We start from the raw sequence: 21748 nt of genomic DNA on the forward strand, positions 1-21748 counted from the left end.
TTTCAATGTTTTTGGACTTCTATCGCTTATGCCTTCTGGAATCTCAAGAAATCCAGCAGGTCGGCGGCATCCGGTGCAGCTTCAGACATCATCTGCTGCACCGGCACATGTATGGCCTGTTCCATGAGCTCTGCCTGCCCGTTGATGGTCGGAATGGAGAACAGGGTGGTCACATCAAAGCTTCCCGGGAAAGTACGGTTAAGTTCATCACATAGCTGCACGATTGTTATGGAGTCTCCCCCCTGCTCAAAAAAACTGAGCTGCGGGTCGTAGCAATCCTCGCCCAGCGTCCGCTTCCAGGCTTCGGTGACACCTTGCACGGCTGTGGATGTGGCGGCTGACAGAGTGGCTTGCGGCTGCGGGCTGCGGATACCGGAGACCTGCTCCGCTCTGCCGAACAGCGAGGAGTAGTCCTCGGCTGCAGTCTTCAGCTTCAGCATGGAAGCTTGACGAACTCCCGAATGGACGAACAGATCGATCAGCTTCACGCCATCCCCGCTATGCAGCTTCTCAAAGTAGTAATCCGCCTTGCCGGCTGACATGCCGACATCCTCCCAACCGGTCAGATTCAGGGTCCGGATATTGCCGCCGTCCACTGCCAGCCCGGACTGGTACGCGTTCGCCGCGCAATATTCCGTCTGCCCCATGGCACCGATCAGACCGGCGACGGAAGCAAAGTGGATGATCTCCCGGGCATGGGGGAAGTATTTGCCGAGGAGGAAGGAGCCGTTGATTTTGCTGCGTGTCCGCCCGCAGAACTCCGCTTTGGACTTATTGGCGAACAGTCCTCTTGCCGGTTCTCCGGCAAAATTGAGCACATAATCCACATGCTGTCCTTCCCCCGCGGCCAAAGCCTGCACCTGATGCTCATCGCTAACATCGAAAGCGAGATAGCTTAGATTAGCAGGGTGAGATTCACCCTTCCATTCCGGGCTGCGTCCAGCGGCAATAATGCGTGTGTCAGGATAGGCGGCAGCCACATACTTGGCGTATTCTCTTCCGATGCCTGAAGCTCCGCCGATGATCAGGAGTGTCCGGCCGGCCAGCTTGCCGGGTTCGTCTGCCTTCAGCTTAAGGCTCTTGAAGCGGAGCGTCCGGAAAGCACCGGCTCTATGCACAATCAAATCCTCGTCATGATAGGTATAGCGGCTGAGCTCCATGGATTCTTGGCCAAGGGGGCTGTCGATCAGTCTGATCTTGAAATTCAGCTCCAAGCGGAGAGCGTAGATCCCCATAGCGACACTGCGGCTCAAGGCGTTCATTTCATCCCGGCCGAACAGCCCGGTGCTGATGTAATGAAACTGCTTCAGACGGTTCCCGCGGTTAAGCTCCACAAGCCAGCACCCGAGATCATAGGTCTCTTCTGCTACGGAGGACTCGTCCCTGTAGGGCTTATCCCACATAAAAATGCTCTGGGCTGCTTCCGCAGCCGGCAGCAGCAGCTGCAGTTCAGAAATTTCCCCGAAGTAATGAACCGGCTCCTCAGGCTGCAATACTCCCTGCCAGGACTGATGCATAATCAGCAGCGGCGTCTGCGGCTCTTCCCGCTCCTTGAATACCGTTTCGATATAATGCTCCTGCTTGAAGTAATCCCCGCGGGGCTCCCCGCCGGTCGTCAGCGCATTTTTGACCTTGTAGTTTCTAACCGTAAGAACCGCTCTGCCTAAACCGTCGTACAAATTAATGTCCAAAGATAATATAATATTTCCGATGTTATCCGAGGTTTTCTCCCGTATCCTCAGATCTGAATAGAAGTCACTTCCGGAAAGCTCGCCGCTGCCGAAATCAATTTCACTCCAGAGCCAAGGGAACAGAATATCATTCGGCTCCGCGATCCGGTTCAGGGCATTGAACGCCGGGTCCAACAGGGACGGATAGAAGCTGTACAATCCAAATTCCCGCTCATATCCGGCAGGTGCCTTCAGCTTCACCAAGGCGCGGCCTTGGTCACTGCTCACCCAGAGCTTGTCCACTGTAGCCCATCTGCCGGAGACCTGCAGACCGCTGCCCCCGCCATCTCCCACCTGGCTGGTGACGGCAATTTCCTGCAGCTCCGTATCCTGGTCCAGCTCCATAGCGGCAAGCCCGCCTTCGCACTTGTGCACCAGCTCGAACTGAAGCCAGTTCCGGTGTTCTCCTGTAATAGAATAAGAAACCGTACCGCGAAGGGTTATTTTATCCAGGATAAGGGTGATCGTAAATGGCTCCTGACGTACCGAGAGAGGGGCCAGAATATGCAGATTCCGGATATTGAACTGTGCCAGTTCATAGGCGGTAGAGCGCAGGCCCTGGGTAAGGATTTCGAAAATTGCAGTGCCTACCATTAGATGACTGCCGCCAAAGGTGTGCTCCCTGATCTCCCAGCACTGCTGCAGACTCAGCGGAAATTGAACGATCAGCGTATGCTCCGTATCCAGCCGTTGAAGGGGATTGCTGACCGAGAAGGAGTTTCTGTCCAGCGGGAACCAATAGGGCTGCAGCTGCAGTTCCAATGCGTTCCCCTTGCCTACTCTATTGCCTTCGTAGCCTTCCAGGATGACATGGGCATTCGTCCCTGTCATGCCGAAAGAGCTGACCCCGGCCAATGAACGCGGAGGGAGCGGACTGCTTTTGTCCGGGACATAGAATACCGAATGTTCGAACTCAATTTCTCCATTGGGAATTCTGAAATCGGGATGCGGCAGCAGGACACTGCGCTGCAGGCTCATCACGGATTTAATCAGTGAAAATAATCCGGAGGCCACATCCAAATGGCCGAAATTCGATTTGCAGGCCGTAAGAGCAACCGATTGCCTGCTCACGCCATGCTCCAGGAAAAAGGGATTCAGGCTTTCGAATTCGATGCTGTCCCCAATCGCCGTGCCTGTTCCGTGGGCTTCGATGAAGGCCAGCCGGTCCAGTCGGTCTGCCAAGGGGCTCCATGCTTCTTCAATCAGACTCTCCTGGGCCAGCGGGTTCGGGGAGGACATGTTGACGGTATGCCCGTCATTATTCACGGCATAGCCTTTAATCAGGCCATAGATAGCGTCGCCGTCACGCTCGGCATCCTCACGTCTTTTGAGTATGACAGCGCCTACCCCTTCTCCGATGGAGGTGCCGGTGCTCCGCTCATCAAAGGCTTTGGTCGTGGCATCGGCTGCCAGAATATCTACCAGCTTATCAGCCTTCTCTCCGGGCTTAATATACAGGTTGGAGCTGACAACTACTGCATAATCAATATCTCCGCGGCGCAGCTCGTTCAAGGCCTGAATCACGGATACCAGTGAGGAGGAGCAGGCTGTATCCGTCATGACCGCCGGCCCTTTCAGATCAAATATATAATTGATCCGGCTGGCGATGGTCGAATTCAGCATACCCAGCAGGTCCGGGGTCAAACCTAGCGCCTGCAGCTGCAGCTGATACTGGTATTGCTGTGTGGTATTCACGCTGCCGTAGACGCCTGTCCGTGTACCCCGGATGTCTTCCAGATAACCGCTGTCATTCAGCGCCCGTGTTGCGGAGAGCAAGGTCAGCCGCTGGTTGGGATCCATATACTCCGCACTTTTCCGGGCAATATGATAAAATTTATGATCAAATTCATCGATGGCTGTAAAATAGGAGCCTTCCATGTAAAGTTCTTCATCCTCAGACAGCCCGCTCCGGTTCAGCCGCTGCGCAGGGAACTTCCCCTTCGATACCTGTTTGCCGCTTAAAAAGCGCCAGACTTCTTCCTGATCCCGGCAGCCTGGCATGGACAGATCCAGACCTATAATGGCAATATCCTCCTTACTCAAGCTCCCTCACCTCCCTCTTCTTCAATGCTACATTCACCGTTGTTATCCGATCTTCCAGGCTAGACGGTTGCAATATTCGGCAATTTCGTCAGCCGGAACCTCTTTGGTGCTCAGGATCAATTCCAGCAGAGACAGTGTCTGCCTGATATCCTCCGGCGAAGCCTCCTTGCCGATTTGCGACTTGATGCGGTTATAGCCGCTCATGACGATATTGTCATAGGCTTCGGCATCCGTGCCGTTATTTTTGGTGGAGACAATAATGCCGAGCGCTCGGGAGAACACATCATAATGCCGGTTGACTTCAATATCATCCTTCAGCTCTGTACGCAGCAGGCTGATGGTCTCTTCACTATGGAAGGCAAATACCCCGTCCAGGGATTTGAACATCTTGACGAACATCCCGTTTGGCGACAGATCTACGAAGAGCTGCACGCCCTTGCTGAGCGCATAATCCACCGACGGCTTCCAGCGGACCGGACTGACCATTTGTGCGGCAATTTCTCCACGGATATTTGTGAAATCATACAGCTCTGCGCTCTTATTGCTGATCACCTGTGTCTGTAGTCTGGTGCTGAAGGACAGCCCGTCAAGCTGCTCATAGACCTGTTCTGCCGCTTCCTTCATATAAGGAGTATGGAAGGCTCCGTTCACGCCGAGCATCACGCCTTCGAGCTGGTGGTGTTTGACGAATTCCTGAATGGCCTGCCTGGTACCGGAAATTACAGTCTGCAGCTCTGAGTTCAGATTGGCCGCATAGACTTCATCCCAGCCGGCTGCCAGCGCCTCGACCTGCTCAGGTGCGGCGAATACCGCCATCATTCCGAGGCTCTCCTGCTGCTCGATCGCCGCTTTCATTGCCTTCCCGCGGATATCCACCAGCTGCAGCCCTTCTTCGTAGCTCACAGCCCCGGCAATGGTCAGCGCGGTAAGCTCTCCCAGACTGTGGCCAAGCACATAGCTGGGATACAATCCAATCTGCTGTTTGTATAACTGATACATGCACATGGAGCCGACATAAGTGGCGAGCTGCGCTTTATGTGTGTCTTTGCTCAGATCGGAGGTCAGCCATTCCGAAACCGGATAGCCCAGCTGCCGTTCTGCCGTTTCAATAAGGCCGCGGGCTTCCGGGGATTCCAGCCAGAGCTCTTTTACCTGTTCCGTAAACCTTGTTCCCTGTCCGGGCAACAGTAATGCAATATTCATTTATTTAGCCTCCTTTAGATGGTCCATAATTTTTCCGGCCAGCAGTTCCGCCGTATGATAGTTGAAGAAATCCGAGATTTTGAGATTGATATTGAAGGATTCCCTGATTCTTTTCTTGAACTTCACCAGCAGGAGCGAGTCCATGCCGAGATCGAAAAAGCTTACATTTGCCTGCACTCCCGCCTCCCCCAGCAGGGTGGATACGATTCCGGCGACCTCGTCGTAAATCCTTCCGCCCGGTGTTTCCGGGGCAGATTCACCGCCATGCTCCTCTTCCTTCGCAGTGAGCGATACTAAATCGTCAACCCGTAATCCGCCGCCGGCATTCGCATACAGCTTCTGAAGAATGGAGTGGAACAGATCCAGCAGTGCCTGCAGATCCGTAAGTCCGTATTCGCTGGAGATGATGCTGATCTCCCAGTCATCTCCCGTCTTGTATACGGAGAAATGGAGACCATATTTCTCGTCGCGGTAGCCGTGGGCCTCCTCCAGCTGAATGCCGTGGGCCTCATTTAAGGTTTTGGCGATCAGGCTGCCGGATTTATAATCAAAAATAATATCTCTGAAAATATTCATGCTGCTCATCCCCTCCGTGCGGATCAGCTCATCGTAATAATCACGTCCGGCGAAGCTTGCGAAAATCCGGCTCTGAATGCCGGCAATGAGCTGATCCGTCTCTGTCCCGAGCTCTTCCTCCAGCTCTATTCCAAACGGAATCAGCTGGACGAAATTGCCGAGCGCCTTGTAATTCCGGGGGTCTCTGCCCAGGTAGGGATAGGCCAGATATACGGTGCCGCTATGCAGAAAGTGGGCCAGACTGAGCGAGAAGGCGGTCAGTGCCACCGCGAAATCCGAATGGCGTTTGGCCGGGCTGCCGTCCAGTCTGAAGCGCTCGTTCAGGTAATGAATTTCACTGTTCTGTCTGCCCAGCAGTTTGCTCTTGAACGGGGCATACTTCCCGAAGCTGAGGGTCGGGCCCCCGCTGCCTTCTACCTGCAGGCTTCCCTGCGGAGCCTCCTCCAGCAGCGGCGGATACAGCTGCGAGACGGCCGGTTCCCCGGACAGATAGGCCTGGGTAAGCTCCTGCAGAAACAGATTCATACTGAATCCGTCGAGAAGAACATGGTGGGCATTGATAAACAGATAATCACCGGGCTCATCCAGAACCCTGCAGATCACGAATCGTACCAGCGCACGGTCTCTGATCGTAATCAAATGCTCGCTGATGAGACGATCCTTGTCCAGATGCTCAAAGGTTCTAACCTCAATCGTCGGCGGTTCATTCCGGGTTCTTTTATGAATCTCCGAGTGTATTTCATATGAGGTCCGGAACAGCTCGAAATCCTCCATATAGCGGGTCAGCAGATTATACATTCTGGGAATGTTGAGCCCTTCGGCGAACCTCACAAACAGCGGAATATTATAGGCCGTCGGACTAAGCAGGCAGCTGCTTACGATCCTCTTCTCAGTACTGCTAACCATTGCTGACATTGTCCGCGATCTCTCCTATAGTTCTGCTGAACAGCGTGTCGAGATCCAGCTGATACCCCTTGCTTCCCAGCTGCCAGATGATTTCCATCGCCTTGATGGAATCCCCGCCCACATCCAGGAACGTCTGCTCTGCGGTTAATTCGCTGCTCAGCACACTCGTCATCACCTTCATAATTTCATTCCGGCTATCATTGGCCTTACAATTGCCACTTATGATCTCCTGGATGTCCGTCTTGCCGTTCGTATTCATAGGAATAATATCCACCACCTTTACTGTAGGAACCATATATTCAGGCAGCCGGCTTCTGAGATGGCCCCGCAGCTGCTCCAGATTGACCTGATCCTTCACGTAGAGCGTCAGCCGTTTACCGTCATAATGCGCCAGACAATCCTTTTGCAGGCCGAAGTCATAGGCACATTTCTCCACTTCCCCCAGCTCAATGCGGTAGCCGGAGATTTTGACCTGCCTGTCCTTACGTTCGACGTAGACAATCTCACCAGCATCATTTAGGTACACGGCATCACCGGTACGGTAAAAGCGTTCTCCATCCTGCTGAAGCAGGACGCTGCGGCTGGCCTCCTCATCTCCGAGATAGCCGCGCATCACACCGGAATCCGCAATCAGAAGCTCTCCTTGCTGCCCTTGCGGCACCTGAAGGTTATTGTCGTCCGCAATCATGAACGTTCCCTGGTCAAACAGTCTGCCGATCGGCATATCTTGTTCAGCACCCGTGACTTTGTGGAAGGTGGCAAAAACGGTCGTCTCCGTAGGTCCGTATACATGCAGTACGGTGCAGTGCCGGGCCGCTTCCTGCAGATGATGCACCGAGCAACGCTCACCGCCGGTGAGAACCAGCGACACCTTCCTGAACAGCTCCGGGGCCTCATCGACATACAGATTGAACAGCCGTGTAGTCAGAAACAGGGTGTCGATACCGCTGAACCTTTCAGGTACATTGTCGCAATCCAGGCTGTCATCTTTACTGATCAGCTTCAGCGTCATACCGTTCAGCAGCCCGCCAAAAATCTCATACACCGAGGCATCGAATTCCAGCGGAGCCAGCTGGCCCATTATATTGCCGCTGTAGAAGCTGGGTTCATTCACAATTTTGCCGATGGAGTGATCTTCAATGGCTACTGCCTTCGGCTCTCCCGTTGAGCCTGAGGTGAAGATAATGTATAGCAGGCTGTCCGGGTTTCTTACCGCTTCCGGAAGCTCGTCTGCATTGCCGCCGTCTGCCCAGTCTACCTGATGCACACTAAGCTTGGCCTGAACCAGCGCCTTCATCTTCTCCTTGCGGTAATCCGGATAAGCTTCAGGGATGACACAATATGCGGCTCCCGCCCGGATGGTGCCGATCATGAGCGTAATAGCTTCGATTCTGCTGACGCATTCGATGGCGACCACATCCCCTTCACCGACCCCCTGCCTGCGCAGACCGGCGGCAATCCCGCGGGTTAGCTCGTCCAGCTGCTGATAGGTAAGGGTGCGGGTATCGTCCAGAATCGCCTCTTTACTCTGGTATATATTAAATTTTTTGTTAAATATTTCTGATAAATTCATATTGAGCCCCCTATTCTGCTAAATGATCAAGCCTGGTGCCGAATTCGCTGATGATTGCAGAAATCTGTTCTTCCGTATATTTAGCCTTGCTGTATTCTGCTTCAATCCCATTCTCCTGGCGGTAACAATACACCCGGATGTAGAGCTGGAACTTGCACATCCTGTCCGCCGGGATATACCGGAAATGCCTGAACATATCCTCTTCATAAGAGTACATCACCGGATATTCGGTCATTCCCGGCAGCTCATTGCTGCGGTTCATCAGCGTCTGAAGATTATCCCGGTGGATCGTTCTGATCCTGTCCTCCGTTGTCCCGGTTGCTTGCATCCGCTTCGGCATCAGCCGTACGTAACAGCCTGCCTCCGTGAAATTCCCCAGGCTCATGCGCCAGTTGCCAATGGTGCCATAGGTATCTCCGCTGCAGCAGCGGCTCAGCACTTCCTCCAGCACGCCTTGAAAAACGGCGTTTTTGGTTACGTTCAGCTGCTTGGCCAGCCGCTGAACGGCCTCCTGCCGGTTATTATCCAGCGGAACCGTAAGCCTTCCGACACCTGGGACCGGCTTGTCCTGCAGCTCAGGCAGCTTCAGCAGTCTGCCCGATGCTTCCGGTGCGCTGAAGTTATCCCGCTGCAGTTCGCAGATTCTGCGGTAGCTGGACAATGGAAGCGAAGCCTGCGGCGGAACCTCCTGCCCTTCCAGCAGCCTGCCGGTAAAATCCTGTTCAAACCGGCGGATCCCCAGCCCGTCAATCACGATATGGTGAAACTCTACCCAGAGATACCGCTCATCCCGCCATTCCAGAAAGGCCAGACGCCATGGATAATCCGCGCTCAGATCAATGCCTGCCAGCAGGCTCCGGATATAATCGTCAGGCGGTTCATTGATCCTGACAGACTCCACAATAAACTCTTCCGCCTGCAGCGGAGTATAACGCTGATAAAATTTCCGCAGCTGCGGCTCATACGTATATTTCACCTGCAGCGTCTTGTGCGCCTTGAACGCCGCATATAAGGCTTCCTTCACAGCTGCATAGCTGATTCCGGGTTCCAGCGGGTATAGCAGCGGCAGACGGTAGATCGGCAGCTTGTTGCAGATGAACATTTTCCGCTGAATGGAGGTCAGCTCACTGCTCTCCTCCCAGGCTTCCTGGCGGTCAGCCAAGGGTGCATAATCAAGCATGCTCCGCTTCACCTGCCTTCCCAGTCAGCTCTTGTACTGCGGCGTGCACATCACGGACAATCTGTGCCTCTTCCGCCGGATTATAAATCTGATCATCGATATACAGGCTTAACCGGCATTCTGCGGCGGACAGCTCCAGGTTCATCAGAATCTGGAACTTGGACATCCCTGCGAACTCCAGCGTCCGGTCAAATAATGTACCTTCGCTGCTGCCTGCAACCAGCGTCTGAAACACGATTGAAGGGAATTCAAGGGTAAATCCGGCGCTGTTCAAATCGTAAATCGATGCCGCCTGATACCGGTGTGCCGTAGCCAGGCTCTCCCGGAGGACTTCCTCGTCTGCCACGTTGAAGAAGACTGGCAGCACCCTGGCAAAGGAATGGATGACTTTCGTCGCGCCTGGTATCACCCTGCCGTGGTATACCGCACCTACATAACCTTGTGTATGATTGAAAGCCAGCGCCAAACGGTTTGTTATGTATGTAAGCAATCTGTGTTCCGTCTCGGAATAGGGGGCCTTTTCCACTTGAAAAGCAAACTCATGAACATGATAGCTTCCCTTGGTCAGCATCGGCTTGCCCTGGCTTGGATAGGCGTTGTAACGGAGGAGCGGTTGCCAGCCCTGTACGGCATCGCCGATTGCCGCTTCATAGCTTCCGGCAATTTGCGCGTACTGGACATAATCTACAGGCCGGCCATTGAAGCTGTCCTCGATCTGGCGAAGTAGCACGGCAAGCCCTACCTGATCGATCAGTATGTGATGCATATTAAGATACAGGTAGGTCTCTTGCGTGGAGAGCACCGTGAGCAGCCGGATGTCCCACAGCCTTGCACCGCCCTGCAGGCGGAATCCGCTGCTAATAGTGTTCAGCTGTTCCAGATCAGCCACTGTGAGTTGCTCGATTTCAACATGCCGGTCGGCTTTAACCTTTCCCGACACCTCACCGCCAGCATAGGAATATTCGGTGAAGAATACATCGTTGCATGCAATGACATGCTCGATTACCGCCTGGAGGGCAATTAATTCTGCTGTACCCTGCTCCGAAATCCGGTACGCATATTTCACATCGTACATATTCGAATCTGTAAACCGGAAGCTGTCAATGAACAGCACCTTCATAAAGTTCGGACATACATATTCATCCGGTTCCCGTCCACCCATGTGCAGCGGAACCGCAGTGCCAACCTTGCCGAGAATCAGCTGCTTCAGCTCCCGGAGTGTTCCCGATGCATAAATATCCTGATAGCTGAGCTGGACACCAAGATGCTCATAAATATCTGTGATCATCCTGGCAATATCCATGGAAGAGATGGAGGAGTTGAACAGGTTCTCATCCTCATCCACATCAGGGAACCAGTGGCTGCTCCTTTTGGGCTCAGCACTCCACTCGGTTGCCGCAGCAGTCTCCATAATCACCAGCGGTGTGATCTGCGCCTTACCAGCCGGCTGGGACAGATCCAGCTGATCCAGCACCAGCAGCATTTCTTCCAGACCTTCACACAGGTGCTGCATGAAAGGCTGTTCATAACACACCTCATAATCCAGCTGCGTCTCGTATTCATTGAACTGCAGGTGGTTATTGTACTTGTGGAGATATTCGCCCAGTGCGAGCTGGGAGAACACCGCCGATTTCCGGTCCAGATCCGGCATCTTTGTATAGGATAAGACGTAATCATACCCGCGGTACCCGAGCAGCTCCATGTATTCCTCGTAGGATAGTGCGGCGGATCCGCTGATCGCATGAAACAATTCCTTGAAAATGCTCTGCGCATTGCCGGCGTAACTTAAGCTTTCGTCAATTTGCAGGAGCACTGGAGCAATGTCCGTAAAGTTCCCGATAACACCGGCCTGCTGGCGGTGATCCCGGCGGGACACCACCACGCCGACGAGGTTCTTCCGCTGCGGCGACAGCAGGGCCAGAGCCAGCAGAATCACGCCGAAGCGGGTGACTTTCAGTTTGCCGGATAATGCGGCAGCTGCCTTAAATGCATCGGCAGAGAGCCGGTCCCGGCCATACACCGGTTCGGCATAGGGGCGGCAATCCTTATCCGTTCGGAGGAACTGCCTGATCTTGTCCGTGTATCCGTCGGCTACAGGTAGCGCCTTCCCCTGGCCTGCGGCCTCCCGGAAATAACTTCCCTCCTGAAACACCGGAGAATCCTTGGTCAGCAGCTCCCGTTCCAGACAATCCAGGAACAGATAAAGGGAGTCTCCGTCCATAATCAGATGATGCATCAGAAATTCAATGCAGCGCTCATCCTCTCTCAGGTAAAAGGCGGCTAACTGCTGCCCTTCAAAGATGGAGATTCTTTGGCCGCGGAGCGAAGTCCCGCTTCTATAATCCTTGAAGCCGCGGTCCACAGCAAAGAGGTACTGCCCTTCCTGTCTGACGATCCTGCCGCTAAAGGCCTCGGCTTCATTCATCACCCGCTGAACGGCCTGCTCCAGATCTGCCCTGCTCCACCGCTTGTCATAGTGAACCGAGAAATAAATTCCGTAATCCTTGTTATGCTTCTCTGCATAAAGAATTTTCTGCTGCAGGGGTGTAAGCTCATAGTACCGTGTGCCGTTATCTGGCTCCACTATCATAATGGTCCCCTCCTCCTTTCACGGAAGCTGCTCTAAATATCCTGAGTCTTTACCCGGGTAAGCAGCAGGAAGATCACTGCCGCACAGCCCAGCAGGCTGATGAAATGGGTGGTTACGGCGCCGCTGCTTCCCGAGAACCCGCTGAACAATTCTGTATTCAGCTCCGTGATCCACCGGGTAGGCAGAATTCTGGCGAAGCGCTGCATCCCTTCGGGCATAATGGAGCTGGGCCAGAGTGTTCCTCCGAGCATCGCCAGAGGCAGGGAGACTACCGTTACCAGCAGGCGGCCGGTGGATTGCTTGGTGGTACGGCTGACCAGCAGCAGGCCAATCCCTGCAGCGATCACATTCAGCAGGCCGTAAGCCAGGACCAGCAGCAGCAGATGGGAGGCAGACAGCTCCAGGTCAATTCCGAAAGCTCCGCTCATGAGCGCAATCATCAGCAGGAACTGGACGACACCGATTGCTGCGAATACGGAGACAGTCTGGAGATAATAGCTGAGCTTATTTTTTGCCGTCAGCAGGACCCGTTCTGTGGTCGAATGAACCTTATCGCCAAGGAACAGCAGCGTATTGGTCATTGTCAGGAACAGCATGATGAAGACAATCATGTTGAACGTACTCGTCAGGACCACTGCGTGCGGATTGCCGAGAATACTCGGCTCCACCTTGATCGGTGCCGGGGAATCCTCCATAAGCTTCATATTCTGCTTGAAAGCTTCTGCATCCGGGGCATTTTTGGCCAGCGTCTGCAGGGAAGAGAAGACACTGTTCAGCTTCACTTCGAGTGATTTTGAATTGAAATTGGTTTCTTTGGCATAGCTCTCAATCTTCATTCCATCCGGGCTGGCATATAATTCATCGGCCGTCTGGGAGAAGACAATTCCAAGATTGGCACTGCTCTTAATGGCACTGTCTGCGTCCTTCACATGAATCAGGGTCACATCCTGCTTTTCCAGCATGGCAGAGACATAAGAGTCAACCGCCGCATCCGGTGCATACAGGGCTAAGGTAACTTTGGTGGCATCGTTATATTGCGTGACTACCATAAAGGTAAAGAGGACCGGCAGCAGCACCATGAAAATAAGCGTCAGCCTTCTTTTCACGATCCGTTTTAAATAGAGTTCAAAGATTCTCATCTTATCTGACTCCTTTCCGTGTCAATGAGAAGATGGAGATAATCACAAAGCCTAAGGACAACGCCAGCGCATTATAGACAGGCATCAGATGAATTACACCCTGCTGGATATAATCGAACAACGGCTGCTGAAACACCTCGTTGATACTGAGCTTGCTGAGTGAGCCGAAATCAAGCTTGATGAATCCGCCTCCGATAAACGTCATAACAGGAATCAGCAGCGAGACAATACCGTCCAGCGCCTTCATGCGGCGTCCAAGCACTCCGAGAAACAACCCCAGCGCATTGAAGAAAACCGCTCCCACGATGATGATTAACAGGACCACCAGATTGCTTGCGCCATAGGATACATTGAAGAACAGCTTGGCACAGAAGACGATGATCAGCCCCTGAATAATGGAGATCGAGCATCCGGTCAGCCATTGGCTGACTACCAGTGACATTTTGGAAAGCGGAGAAATGAGATAGCGGTCGCCAAGTGCCTCATTGTACTCCTCCTGAATAAAATTCATTGTGTTAGCCAGGCCGTAAAAGAGAATCAGCACCAGCATCGTCACTCCGTAATAGCTCAGCCCTGACATATTGCCCGCATCACTCTGCTTCTCGGACGTATTTCCTGCTGTCAGCAGATTGCTGTAAACATGCTGATACACGATAGGCTGGTTGTTCTGTCCGGACACATCCATTGCCTGATAGCCGTCCCCGAAGGCGGAGAGGGTCAAGGCTGTGATGTCCACCTTATCGATGTTCTGATCCTTGCCGTAGATGGTTACTGCGCTCTCCTGCTTGGCATTAACCCCTTCCGTTAAACCGGCCGGCAGATAAATATATTGGTCATATTCATCAGCCTCCAGAGACTTCCGGGCCTCCTCCGCGTTCTCCGCGACAGTTACCTTGTACAGCTCCTGGTTCTCCTTGCCTGTCAGGAAGGACACAATATCCTTACCGAGCTGTCCCTTGTCCTCATTGACCACAACCGTACGGGTCTGAGTGATGTTGATGGCTCCCGCTGTCTCCTCCGGCTCAGAATGAAACATGGTGGATAAGGCATTGCCGAGGATTACAATCAGCAGCAGCGGCAACAGAATGTAGTTGACGAATACGACCGGACTTTTTATTTTCCGTTTCATGCTTGTCAGATAAATGGTCCACATGGCTAATCCCTCAAATTCTTCTTGGTTAATTTGAAGAAAACCTGTTCCAGATTCGGCGAGATGTATTGAAAGCTTTTGACCTCATCACCGAATCTTGCTTTAATTTCACTGAGAATGCTGACGTTATTCTTCGGGACAGAGAGCTCGACCGTGTTCTCGTCGGTTGCGATCACCGTGTATTCGGCCAGCCGCTCGGCATAAGCCGCTCCCTTTTGCTGGAACTCAAGCTTAAGGATTGCCTGATCGGTGTTTGCCTCCAGAACATCACTCAGCTTGCCTTCACAGAGCAGCGTGCCTTTGTCGATAATGCCGACATGAGAGCAGATTTTCTCTACCTCCTCCATGTAGTGCGAGATGTAGACGATGGTTGTGCCAAGCTGGTTCAGCTCAAGAATGGCATCCAGGATCCGGTTGCGCGACTGGGGATCAACCCCTACGGTCGGCTCATCCAGAATGATGACATCCGGATTATGCACAATGCCGCATGCGATGTTCAGCCGCCGCTTCATCCCGCCCGAGAATTTCTTAGGCTTCTGCTTACGCTCATCCCACAGCCCGACGAATTCGAGTGCGTAGCGGACCTGATTTTTCAGCCGTTCCCCCTTCAGGTTATAGAGCTTGCCGAAGAATTCCACATTCTCATACGCCGACAGATCGTAGATCAGCGCCAGATCCTGCGGTACATATCCCACCCGGCTTTTCGTGCTCTGGTTCGGGTACTCGTTGAACCACTGCAATTTACCCTTCTGCGGGTTCTCCAGCCCCAGCATCACCTTGGTCAAGGTTGACTTCCCGGCTCCGTTAGGGCCTAGCAGTCCATAAATTTGTTTGTCTGTGATAGAGATCGTTAACCCGTCCAGAACGGGTTCCTTTTTGTTGTAGCTGAAATCTATAGCCTCGCCTGAAAAAATTGTCCGCATTGCTGATGTACCTCCTAAAAATGTTGTGAGCTTCTGCTCCTGTGAAATCCTCCGAACGAATTCTCTTAGGAATTCATTGCGAGGCCTGTTTCCTACATTCACAGTGTAGCATCGGTGCAAAAGGATATACTTTTATGTCATAACAGGCGGATTTAAGATAATAACTGCATGATTTTGCGCACAAAAAAACGGCCATGCCGCCTATCAAGGCGCATAACCGTTTAGTGCCTACCCTATTCCGATTGCATTACCTGCTCTGCTGAATCCCTGGCATAATCGCTGAAGGTCGAGAGCACGCTGTTGTACTCCTCGATATCCTGCACGCGTATGCCTTCGTGAAGCTGCTTCCAGATTTCTTCGGGGAGTGAGGATTTCATCGACCCCATGTCCATTTGGAAAAAGGTTTTGAGCACTTCTTCACCTGCCGGAGGCCCTTTGAACAAAGTCAGATTCCCTTGCTCATCCACCCCGATGTAGGCATCCTTTTTAGTCATCGGCGATAAGTCATTTACCCGCTGCTCCAGCCACAGATCGCCTTCCTTGCTGATCCAGCCGTTCCAGCCGGGATGCTCCACAATCAGTGCTTTCAGCTGGGCGGGACTCTTCGCACCGGGCAGTGTCTGCACTTCCTCACCTGCTACATAAGTGGTCTGTAGATGAACTGTTCTGCTGATGCCTCCGCGGCTCACCGCTTCCAGCAGTTGTGCGCGGTCCATTGCGGTGCTGCTGTCTTCCCTGTTATTCCCGGTATGATAAACGGCTGCCAGAGCCGCTACACTGTCCCCCTGATTCCCGTTCTGCAGCGGATTATACCATTCACCCGCCGCTGCGGGTATCCTCCATTCGGAAGTACTTAGCAATCCGCTGATCTCTTCCGGAACCTGCATGCCGCGCCAGGCCAGCACCGTTAATGCAATACAAGCCGCTCCAACCCAAGGGGCTTTTTTCCACCGTCTCCATCGCCGCCACAGTTGTTTTTTCAAGCGAAAAGCGTTCACTGTAATCCCTTCATTCTGGTTTTTTCCTATTGTGACCTGTGAAGGATGCAATTATGCGCTTTGGTGGAAATATTATGTTCCCGTTACTACTCCGCAAGCAGCGGGTTCTCAATTGCGCCCATGAACAGCCAGACTCCGGTTTGTATGTCTTGAATAATATAGATAAACGGCCGGTTCACGGTCATTTCAAAAGGCTCTTCAGCTGGAGGGGCAGCTCCCGCGTCCATTCCAACCAGTGTTGAAGCGGCGGCTTCCGTCCCGGACTCATTCACTTCGATATATGTTTTATGAATAATACTGCTGATGAAGATGGGAGTCCCCGTATCCGCTAGCCCTGAGAAATCCCCTTTGTTCGGGTCAAAAGCGAGCTTCACTCCCAGAGCCTGCACAGCTTTCTTCAAGTCTGTACCATAGTTTGCTGTGAACCGGGGCAAAGAAAGCGATCCCTCTTTACCCGAAAATAGATCATCAGAAGGTAAACCGTCTTTTTCCAGATGATCAATAACCGAATCCAGTGAAGAATCCTTGGCGGGGAGGATTACAATCATGTGCATCTGGCCCTCTCCGTACGGAAGACGCACGGCCTGCCAGTCCTTATCTTCTGCATACAGGAAGTGTCCAAACTGCTTCATCAAAGGAACCTCAACAGCCGGGCCAGAGGCGGGATAGAATTCACCCGGATGCGTATTTCCCTCCAGAAACACTTTCTTCCATCCACCCTTGAAATAAAGTGCGTTCACAAGTACGGCAACACTTTGCGCTCCGGGTGGCTGCTCCAGCATCCTGTCAATCTTCCCGGATGTGTGGTCAGAGACCCACTCGTTAATCGCTTTTACCGATTTCTCTCCCGTCAAATCTGTTTTGCGGATCTGAGCATCATAGAAGTTTTCACTTGTCAAATATCCTTTGCGCAGCGGTATATCTTGATTAGCCCATATGGAGTTAGCCAGCTCAAGCTGAATGCCGGGCCCGGCATCGTTCAGCAGCGGCAGCAGAGCGCCTTCACTAGTATTAAGCTGATCCAGTTCATCAGGATCATAGCCCAGCAGCTTGCCTAGCTCCTCTGCCGTTTCCCCCTTACTGCCGTTGTAGGCCAGCGCCAGCGCAGCGGAAATGCTGTAAGGCGAAATCGTCAGATTCCCGCCTCCAACGCTCTGCCCTCTTAATTGGCTCAACAGCTTAAGCCCAAGCTCATTGCTCTGCCGGGCGAGCCTGGAGTCCAGCTTCTTTGCCGCATCTGCTCTTTCGCTGAAGCTCATCGGGGAACCCGCGGAACTACAGCTGGTCAGCAGCAGCAACGACAGAAGCAATGCCAGTATCTTGTTCATGGCCCTTCTCCCCTTCACAATCAATGGCTGAATGTATGTACCGAACATCCACGTACCATCTCTGACGCGAGGAAATGGAAAAAGTTTCAAGAGTGGCAGCATCACATTAGGAATAATCGGCTTCTGGATATGGCATAGATATATGGTATTATTTAACAAAAGAGAATTGAGGTGACATTCAGGATGTTCAAACGGTCTGATAAGATATTTATTTTTATCCTCCTGGGGTTAGCGGTTCTTTTCATCGTCGCTTTCTTTGTAATCAGATATATCGTTCTCCATATTTCATTCGCTCCTTAACGGGGCTTGCCAGTCCATAATTTATTAATTGTGATCATGGATGTATACCAAATTAATAAAGGAGATAGTTAACTTGCATAAAAAGAAATACTTCACCCTTTTACCGCCATTCCTCATTCTAGGGATCATCTTGGCCTTCACTCTTCCATCCACTACAAGATCATTTGCATTATTTGCAACCGTGATGGTATTTTGGATTACTTACTATGTTTGGATATATATTGAGAAGCTGATACGGAAGAATAAAGAATAGTATTTGTTCTGCATGAGTATCTCGTACTGTGCAACAATCAGTATTCATTCAATCAATTCCCATAAATTAGTATGAGGTGAGAATATATTGAATACACAGCTAGTAATGAGGAGCTTATATGCATAAAAAGAAGTATCGTACGCTCTTAACACTGTTCCTGATTCTGGATTTCATCCTGGCCGCTACATTACCCTTCGAAAAAAGATATCTACCTTTCACGCTATCTTTGCTTTTTGGGTTACCTATTACACTTTGATTTTTATTGAGAAGAAAAAGAAACACAAAGAGTAGGCTTTATTACGCTATTTGCGTCAACTGTCCGGTATCTTCGTACTGCGTAGTATTATATAGCCATGTTGTGTTAATCTAAATTTATACTTTTTTGGTAATTTTGCTCGAGAGGAATGGATAAGTTGAAAATATCTGCCCGAACATTCTTTATCACTATGTCTTTAGTATTTGTAATAACCATCATAACAAAGAGCTTTCGAGTAATTTTTTCATCTTCTGTGCTTGATAAATCACTAAACGTTGTAATGATTATTCTTCTTTCTGGTCTCGTTGGCGCCTTTATAAGAGAATTACTTCTGCCAAAAGAGAAATAGGCTACTAGAAGGCATGTTAAAGTGGAAATAAATACGTTAATTAAGAGAGGATGTAAAAAGTGACAAACAATATTTATAAGATATTAGGAACAATTTTCTTAATTATTAGTGCTGTTATTTATACATCTGAAAGAGTAATCGAAAAAATTTCAGTTTCATTAGTAAATGCTGGATTTGCTTCACATGGTACAAGTGTCAATAATGAACCGAATTACCCAGGTTTTTTTGGGAATTTCTTTGTTTGGTTTTTCTTCTTTTTAGGATTTTTATTACTTGCATATGGCTTCCCGAACAACAAAAAGTAATATCTGATCACGCTTCGGCCTACGAGGAGGACTCAATATGAAACTGCAGAGAGCTGATGAAATGAATCAATTTCAAAATGATAAATCTGCTAAAAACTCTTACATATTTTTCACTTTAGCGTTGTTGGTTTGGTCATTAATCAACTTGTTTTCAAAAGGTAAAACGGGCTGGGAGTTTACTATATTGCTGGTAGGAAATGTAGTTTTCTTTTGGTCAAGAATCTTCTACAGAAGAAAAATGAAATAAACAAGTAGATGGATGATTACTAATCTAATAGCAAACGATAGCTCAATAAACCAACAGTAGTCTAGGACTTTATTTTGATTTTAGACAGCTGTTGGTTTTTATATTGGAACCCTCAAAACGAGTTCCTATGGAATTCGCTAGTGAGCATTATGCGTCTACCGCTCAGTGTCGTGGATATTTTCTATTCCATTAGCACAGAACCGATTACTGGATAGTCTTAAGTTAGACTGCACTAAGAAACCAGAGAATCGCGCTCCACATCAGCGTTTTCTTGCTTGGATTTAATATTTTCATTATGGATAAATGCGGATTTTGAGCAAATAGGCAAAAAACCGACTTGCGTAAATAGCGGAAGCGCTAGCCTCTGAGACCACGGCATGGGAGAGCGTAGCGGCTCCCCCATCGATTATTATGGTCAATCGCTCGGAAATGGGGGTACACTTTTGGTCGTAACCCATTCAGCGATTGTTTCCTTCCTGATACAGTCAAAGACTAAATGGTCGCATTTACGATACATATAAAACACTGACGAAGCGGATGGTAAAAAATTAACAAAATCACGCTTTAAGCGTTAGGAATAACCGGCAGCAGGATATGGCTTGGATAGCTTCTATCGTGGCAGATTGTCTGCTTAACGATTATGGCGTCAGTATCCTCATATGGATTATTTCCTGTATTGGTATTCGGGAACGCGACAAATTTACTCGACGAAGTAATGGTAAAGCGGATGCGGTGTCCCTCAGCAAAGGTATGCGCGATATTTTGCAGGAAAATATCATACTTCTCCACCTGTCCCGGAACCAGAAGCTGCGGCTGCTCCAGCCCGTGCCGGTACTTCGCTCTAACAATGTAGTTGGAGAGCCGGATGGAATCACCGTTCTCATGCACATCACTGAGTGTAACGACCCAATCGGTATCGGCTCCCGTGCTTGCAGCATAGATAACCGCAGACAGCTCTCCGGCTATAGTCAGCTTATCAGCTAACGGTTCGCTCGTGTACACGACAATATCGCTGCGCAGCTCATGCTTGCGCATATTCTCCGGCTCCCGCTCCCCGCTGTCCGCAACAGGATCAGCCGGATTGTAGATATAAGTGTCTGGAATGGAGTTCTCTTCCGGCTGAGATACCAGCCTGCCGTCGCCGAGCGACGAATTCGCCCGCCCGCGGCTTGCCAGGTAGAACGGGGTAACTACCGCTTCAGCAGGCGTCCAGTCCTCCGACGTTCTCCATTTATTTTCTCCTACCACGTAATAAGAAGCTCTGGGCTCCTCATCGATGCCATTCGGGATCTCCTTCAGGAACCGGTCAAACCAGCGCAGCACCGATACATCATAGTCGTATACAACCGCGTCATTGCCAAAACTGGCCCCCATCAGATCCCGGGCCCGGTTCGGTCCATGCTCCCAGGCGCCAAGACGGATTTTGCGGTTTGGCACATCATGCTCGGTCAGCATCCGCCACGTCTCCGATACACCGGGACTGTCCCCGTCGTACCAGCCGGAGATCACGTACATTGGAACCTTTACCTGATCACCGCGTTCGGTGAACGTGCAGTTTTTCCAGAAGTCATCGTATTCCGGATGCTGGCTCCACAACTCCCACGGTCCTGAGGTCCTGCCGATCATCTGCTGCGGAATATCTCTGATGGGCCTTGCGTCTACAGCCGCTTCCGGATTTACCGTTATTCCGCCAAAAATATCAAAATCCGTCCGTGTGCCCACCGATTGCGCCAACGTCCAGGACAGCAGCGGCCAGGAGCAGAGCGTTCCCCCCTTACGCGCAGTATCGATGAACGGTGAACCCACATTGACTTCGTCCACAACCGCTTTGAGGTTCGGATGCCCGCTCGTTGCCGCAGCTACCACGACATAGCCCAGATAGGACGCGCCCCACATACCGACTTTGCCGTCAGACCAGTCCTGCGCAATAATCCAGTCAATCGTGTCATAGCCGTCATCGCGCTCATTATAGAAAGGAACCAGTTCGCCTTCCGAATCCGCACGGCCCCGCACATCCTGGGATACTACGGCATAACCTTTATTCGCCCAGCGCATGAAAATCTCTTTTTTCCCGTTCCGGTCATAACAGGTTCTCACCAGAATCGCCGGCAGCCTGGTCCCCGGCTTGATGCCCTCCGGCAGGAATACATCGGTAGCGAGCTTAATGCCGTCCCGCATCGGAATCAGAAACGTCCCCAGATCGTTGACACCATACTCTGGCTTGGACAGCAGCGGCTCATCATATACGGTAAGCGGAGTCAGCCCCTCATAGCCTGCTTTGACGATCATTTCAATGCCGTAGCGGTTAGGCGTAACAAAAGCAATCACTTCCCCGTCCAGTGTAACCACATCCAGCGCCGTATCCCCCCGCAAAGCCCATACCTGTGAGGCCTGCATTTGCCCGGAGATTTCCGCTTCATAGCGGATATGCTTCTGATACACCTCGCCGGTGTCCAGTACTACCTCTTCCCCTGACCATTCTGCCGTTTCGTAAGACCGAAGCTGCCGGGCTATTTTAGCAAAAGGAATCACATATTTCGCTCCCGGATCAAGAACGTTATCCTGCATTTGCGTGCGCCGGCGGACATCCACCTTGGCATGCATGATCCCTTGTTCCGTGAAATGAATTTTTCCGCTATAGATGCCCGAACAGTAGAAGTTAAAGCTTGTTGTATGTAAATATGTAGTCATCTGTGTAA

At 51.3% G+C, this 21748-nt stretch carries 14 protein-coding genes; 2 read left to right on the forward strand and 12 right to left on the reverse strand.

The window, feature by feature from the left end:
• Positions 1-26: 26 nt before the first annotated feature.
• The 11 genes from L6H70_RS11715 to L6H70_RS11765 all read right to left on the reverse strand — a co-directional run bounded on the left by L6H70_RS11715 (position 27) and on the right by L6H70_RS11765 (position 17339).
• Entirely contained in the window at positions 27-3773 is a 3747-nt protein-coding gene (locus L6H70_RS11715) for an SDR family NAD(P)-dependent oxidoreductase (RefSeq protein ID WP_236332943.1), read from the reverse strand.
• Positions 3774-3815: 42 nt separating this feature from the next.
• Complete coding sequence (locus L6H70_RS11720) at positions 3816-4976, reverse strand: ACP S-malonyltransferase (RefSeq protein WP_236332945.1); 1161 nt, start codon at positions 4974-4976, stop codon at positions 3816-3818.
• Positions 4977-6467, reverse strand: a complete 1491-nt coding sequence (locus tag L6H70_RS11725) for a condensation domain-containing protein (protein ID WP_236332947.1) — start codon at positions 6465-6467, stop codon at positions 4977-4979.
• Positions 6451-8031, reverse strand: a complete 1581-nt coding sequence (locus tag L6H70_RS11730) for a non-ribosomal peptide synthetase (protein WP_236332949.1) — start codon at positions 8029-8031, stop codon at positions 6451-6453. Before L6H70_RS11730 ends, L6H70_RS11725 begins: the two co-directional genes overlap by 17 nt.
• A gap of 10 nt (positions 8032-8041) precedes the next feature.
• Positions 8042-9211 (reverse strand): condensation domain-containing protein, encoded by a 1170-nt coding sequence (locus tag L6H70_RS11735; RefSeq protein WP_236332951.1) that lies wholly within the window; start codon positions 9209-9211, stop codon positions 8042-8044.
• Positions 9204-11801 (reverse strand): condensation domain-containing protein, encoded by a 2598-nt coding sequence (locus L6H70_RS11740; RefSeq protein WP_236332953.1) that lies wholly within the window; start codon positions 11799-11801, stop codon positions 9204-9206. Before L6H70_RS11740 ends, L6H70_RS11735 begins: the two co-directional genes overlap by 8 nt.
• Before the next feature lie 32 nt (positions 11802-11833).
• Positions 11834-12940, reverse strand: a complete 1107-nt coding sequence (locus L6H70_RS11745) for an ABC transporter permease (protein WP_236332954.1) — start codon at positions 12938-12940, stop codon at positions 11834-11836.
• A 1-nt stretch (position 12941) separates the two neighbouring features.
• A complete protein-coding gene (locus L6H70_RS11750) occupies positions 12942-14093 on the reverse strand; it encodes an ABC transporter permease (RefSeq protein WP_279306745.1) in 1152 nt (383 codons plus the stop codon).
• Positions 14094-14095: 2 nt separating this feature from the next.
• Positions 14096-15013 (reverse strand): ABC transporter ATP-binding protein, encoded by a 918-nt coding sequence (locus tag L6H70_RS11755; RefSeq protein WP_236332958.1) that lies wholly within the window; start codon positions 15011-15013, stop codon positions 14096-14098.
• A gap of 233 nt (positions 15014-15246) precedes the next feature.
• On the reverse strand, positions 15247-15996 hold the full coding sequence (locus L6H70_RS11760) for a BofC C-terminal domain-containing protein (RefSeq protein ID WP_236332960.1): 750 nt from the start codon (positions 15994-15996) through the stop codon (positions 15247-15249).
• 101 nt (positions 15997-16097) lie between these two features.
• Positions 16098-17339, reverse strand: a complete 1242-nt coding sequence (locus L6H70_RS11765) for a serpin family protein (protein WP_236332962.1) — start codon at positions 17337-17339, stop codon at positions 16098-16100.
• A 1217-nt stretch (positions 17340-18556) separates the two neighbouring features.
• Here L6H70_RS11765 and L6H70_RS11770 point away from each other — a divergent pair.
• Both L6H70_RS11770 and L6H70_RS11775 read left to right on the forward strand, forming a co-directional pair.
• Positions 18557-18802, forward strand: a complete 246-nt coding sequence (locus L6H70_RS11770) for a hypothetical protein (protein ID WP_236332964.1) — start codon at positions 18557-18559, stop codon at positions 18800-18802.
• Positions 18803-18839: 37 nt separating this feature from the next.
• Positions 18840-19049, forward strand: a complete 210-nt coding sequence (locus L6H70_RS11775; RefSeq protein WP_236332966.1) for a hypothetical protein — start codon at positions 18840-18842, stop codon at positions 19047-19049.
• A gap of 564 nt (positions 19050-19613) precedes the next feature.
• On the opposite strand, the gene L6H70_RS11780 is transcribed toward L6H70_RS11775, so the two are convergent.
• Positions 19614-21740, reverse strand: coding sequence for a CocE/NonD family hydrolase (locus L6H70_RS11780; protein ID WP_236332968.1), 2127 nt, complete (start codon positions 21738-21740; stop codon positions 19614-19616).
• Between the last annotated feature and the right edge of the window lie 8 nt (positions 21741-21748).

Origin of the sequence: Paenibacillus auburnensis, from assembly GCF_927798115.1 — a bacterium.
Classification (GTDB): Bacteria; Bacillota; Bacilli; order Paenibacillales; family Paenibacillaceae; genus Paenibacillus_AQ; species Paenibacillus_AQ auburnensis.

Excerpts from the sequence above, each read along its gene's own strand:
- L6H70_RS11755 (WP_236332958.1), bottom strand. The coding sequence starts at position 15,013 with ATGCGGACAATTTTTTCAGGCGAGGCTATAGATTTCAGCTACAACAAA.
- L6H70_RS11750 (WP_279306745.1), bottom strand. The coding sequence starts at position 14,093 with ATGTGGACCATTTATCTGACAAGCATGAAACGGAAAATAAAAAGTCCG.
- L6H70_RS11735 (WP_236332951.1), bottom strand. The coding sequence starts at position 9,211 with ATGCTTGATTATGCACCCTTGGCTGACCGCCAGGAAGCCTGGGAGGAG.
- L6H70_RS11745 (WP_236332954.1), bottom strand. The coding sequence starts at position 12,940 with ATGAGAATCTTTGAACTCTATTTAAAACGGATCGTGAAAAGAAGGCTG.
- L6H70_RS11780 (WP_236332968.1), bottom strand. The coding sequence starts at position 21,740 with ATGACTACATATTTACATACAACAAGCTTTAACTTCTACTGTTCGGGC.
- L6H70_RS11725 (WP_236332947.1), bottom strand. The coding sequence starts at position 6,467 with ATGTCAGCAATGGTTAGCAGTACTGAGAAGAGGATCGTAAGCAGCTGC.
- L6H70_RS11765 (WP_236332962.1), bottom strand. The coding sequence starts at position 17,339 with ATGAACAAGATACTGGCATTGCTTCTGTCGTTGCTGCTGCTGACCAGC.
- L6H70_RS11775 (WP_236332966.1), top strand. The coding sequence starts at position 18,840 with ATGAAACTGCAGAGAGCTGATGAAATGAATCAATTTCAAAATGATAAA.
- L6H70_RS11730 (WP_236332949.1), bottom strand. The coding sequence starts at position 8,031 with ATGAATTTATCAGAAATATTTAACAAAAAATTTAATATATACCAGAGT.
- L6H70_RS11720 (WP_236332945.1), bottom strand. The coding sequence starts at position 4,976 with ATGAATATTGCATTACTGTTGCCCGGACAGGGAACAAGGTTTACGGAA.
- L6H70_RS11740 (WP_236332953.1), bottom strand. The coding sequence starts at position 11,801 with ATGATAGTGGAGCCAGATAACGGCACACGGTACTATGAGCTTACACCC.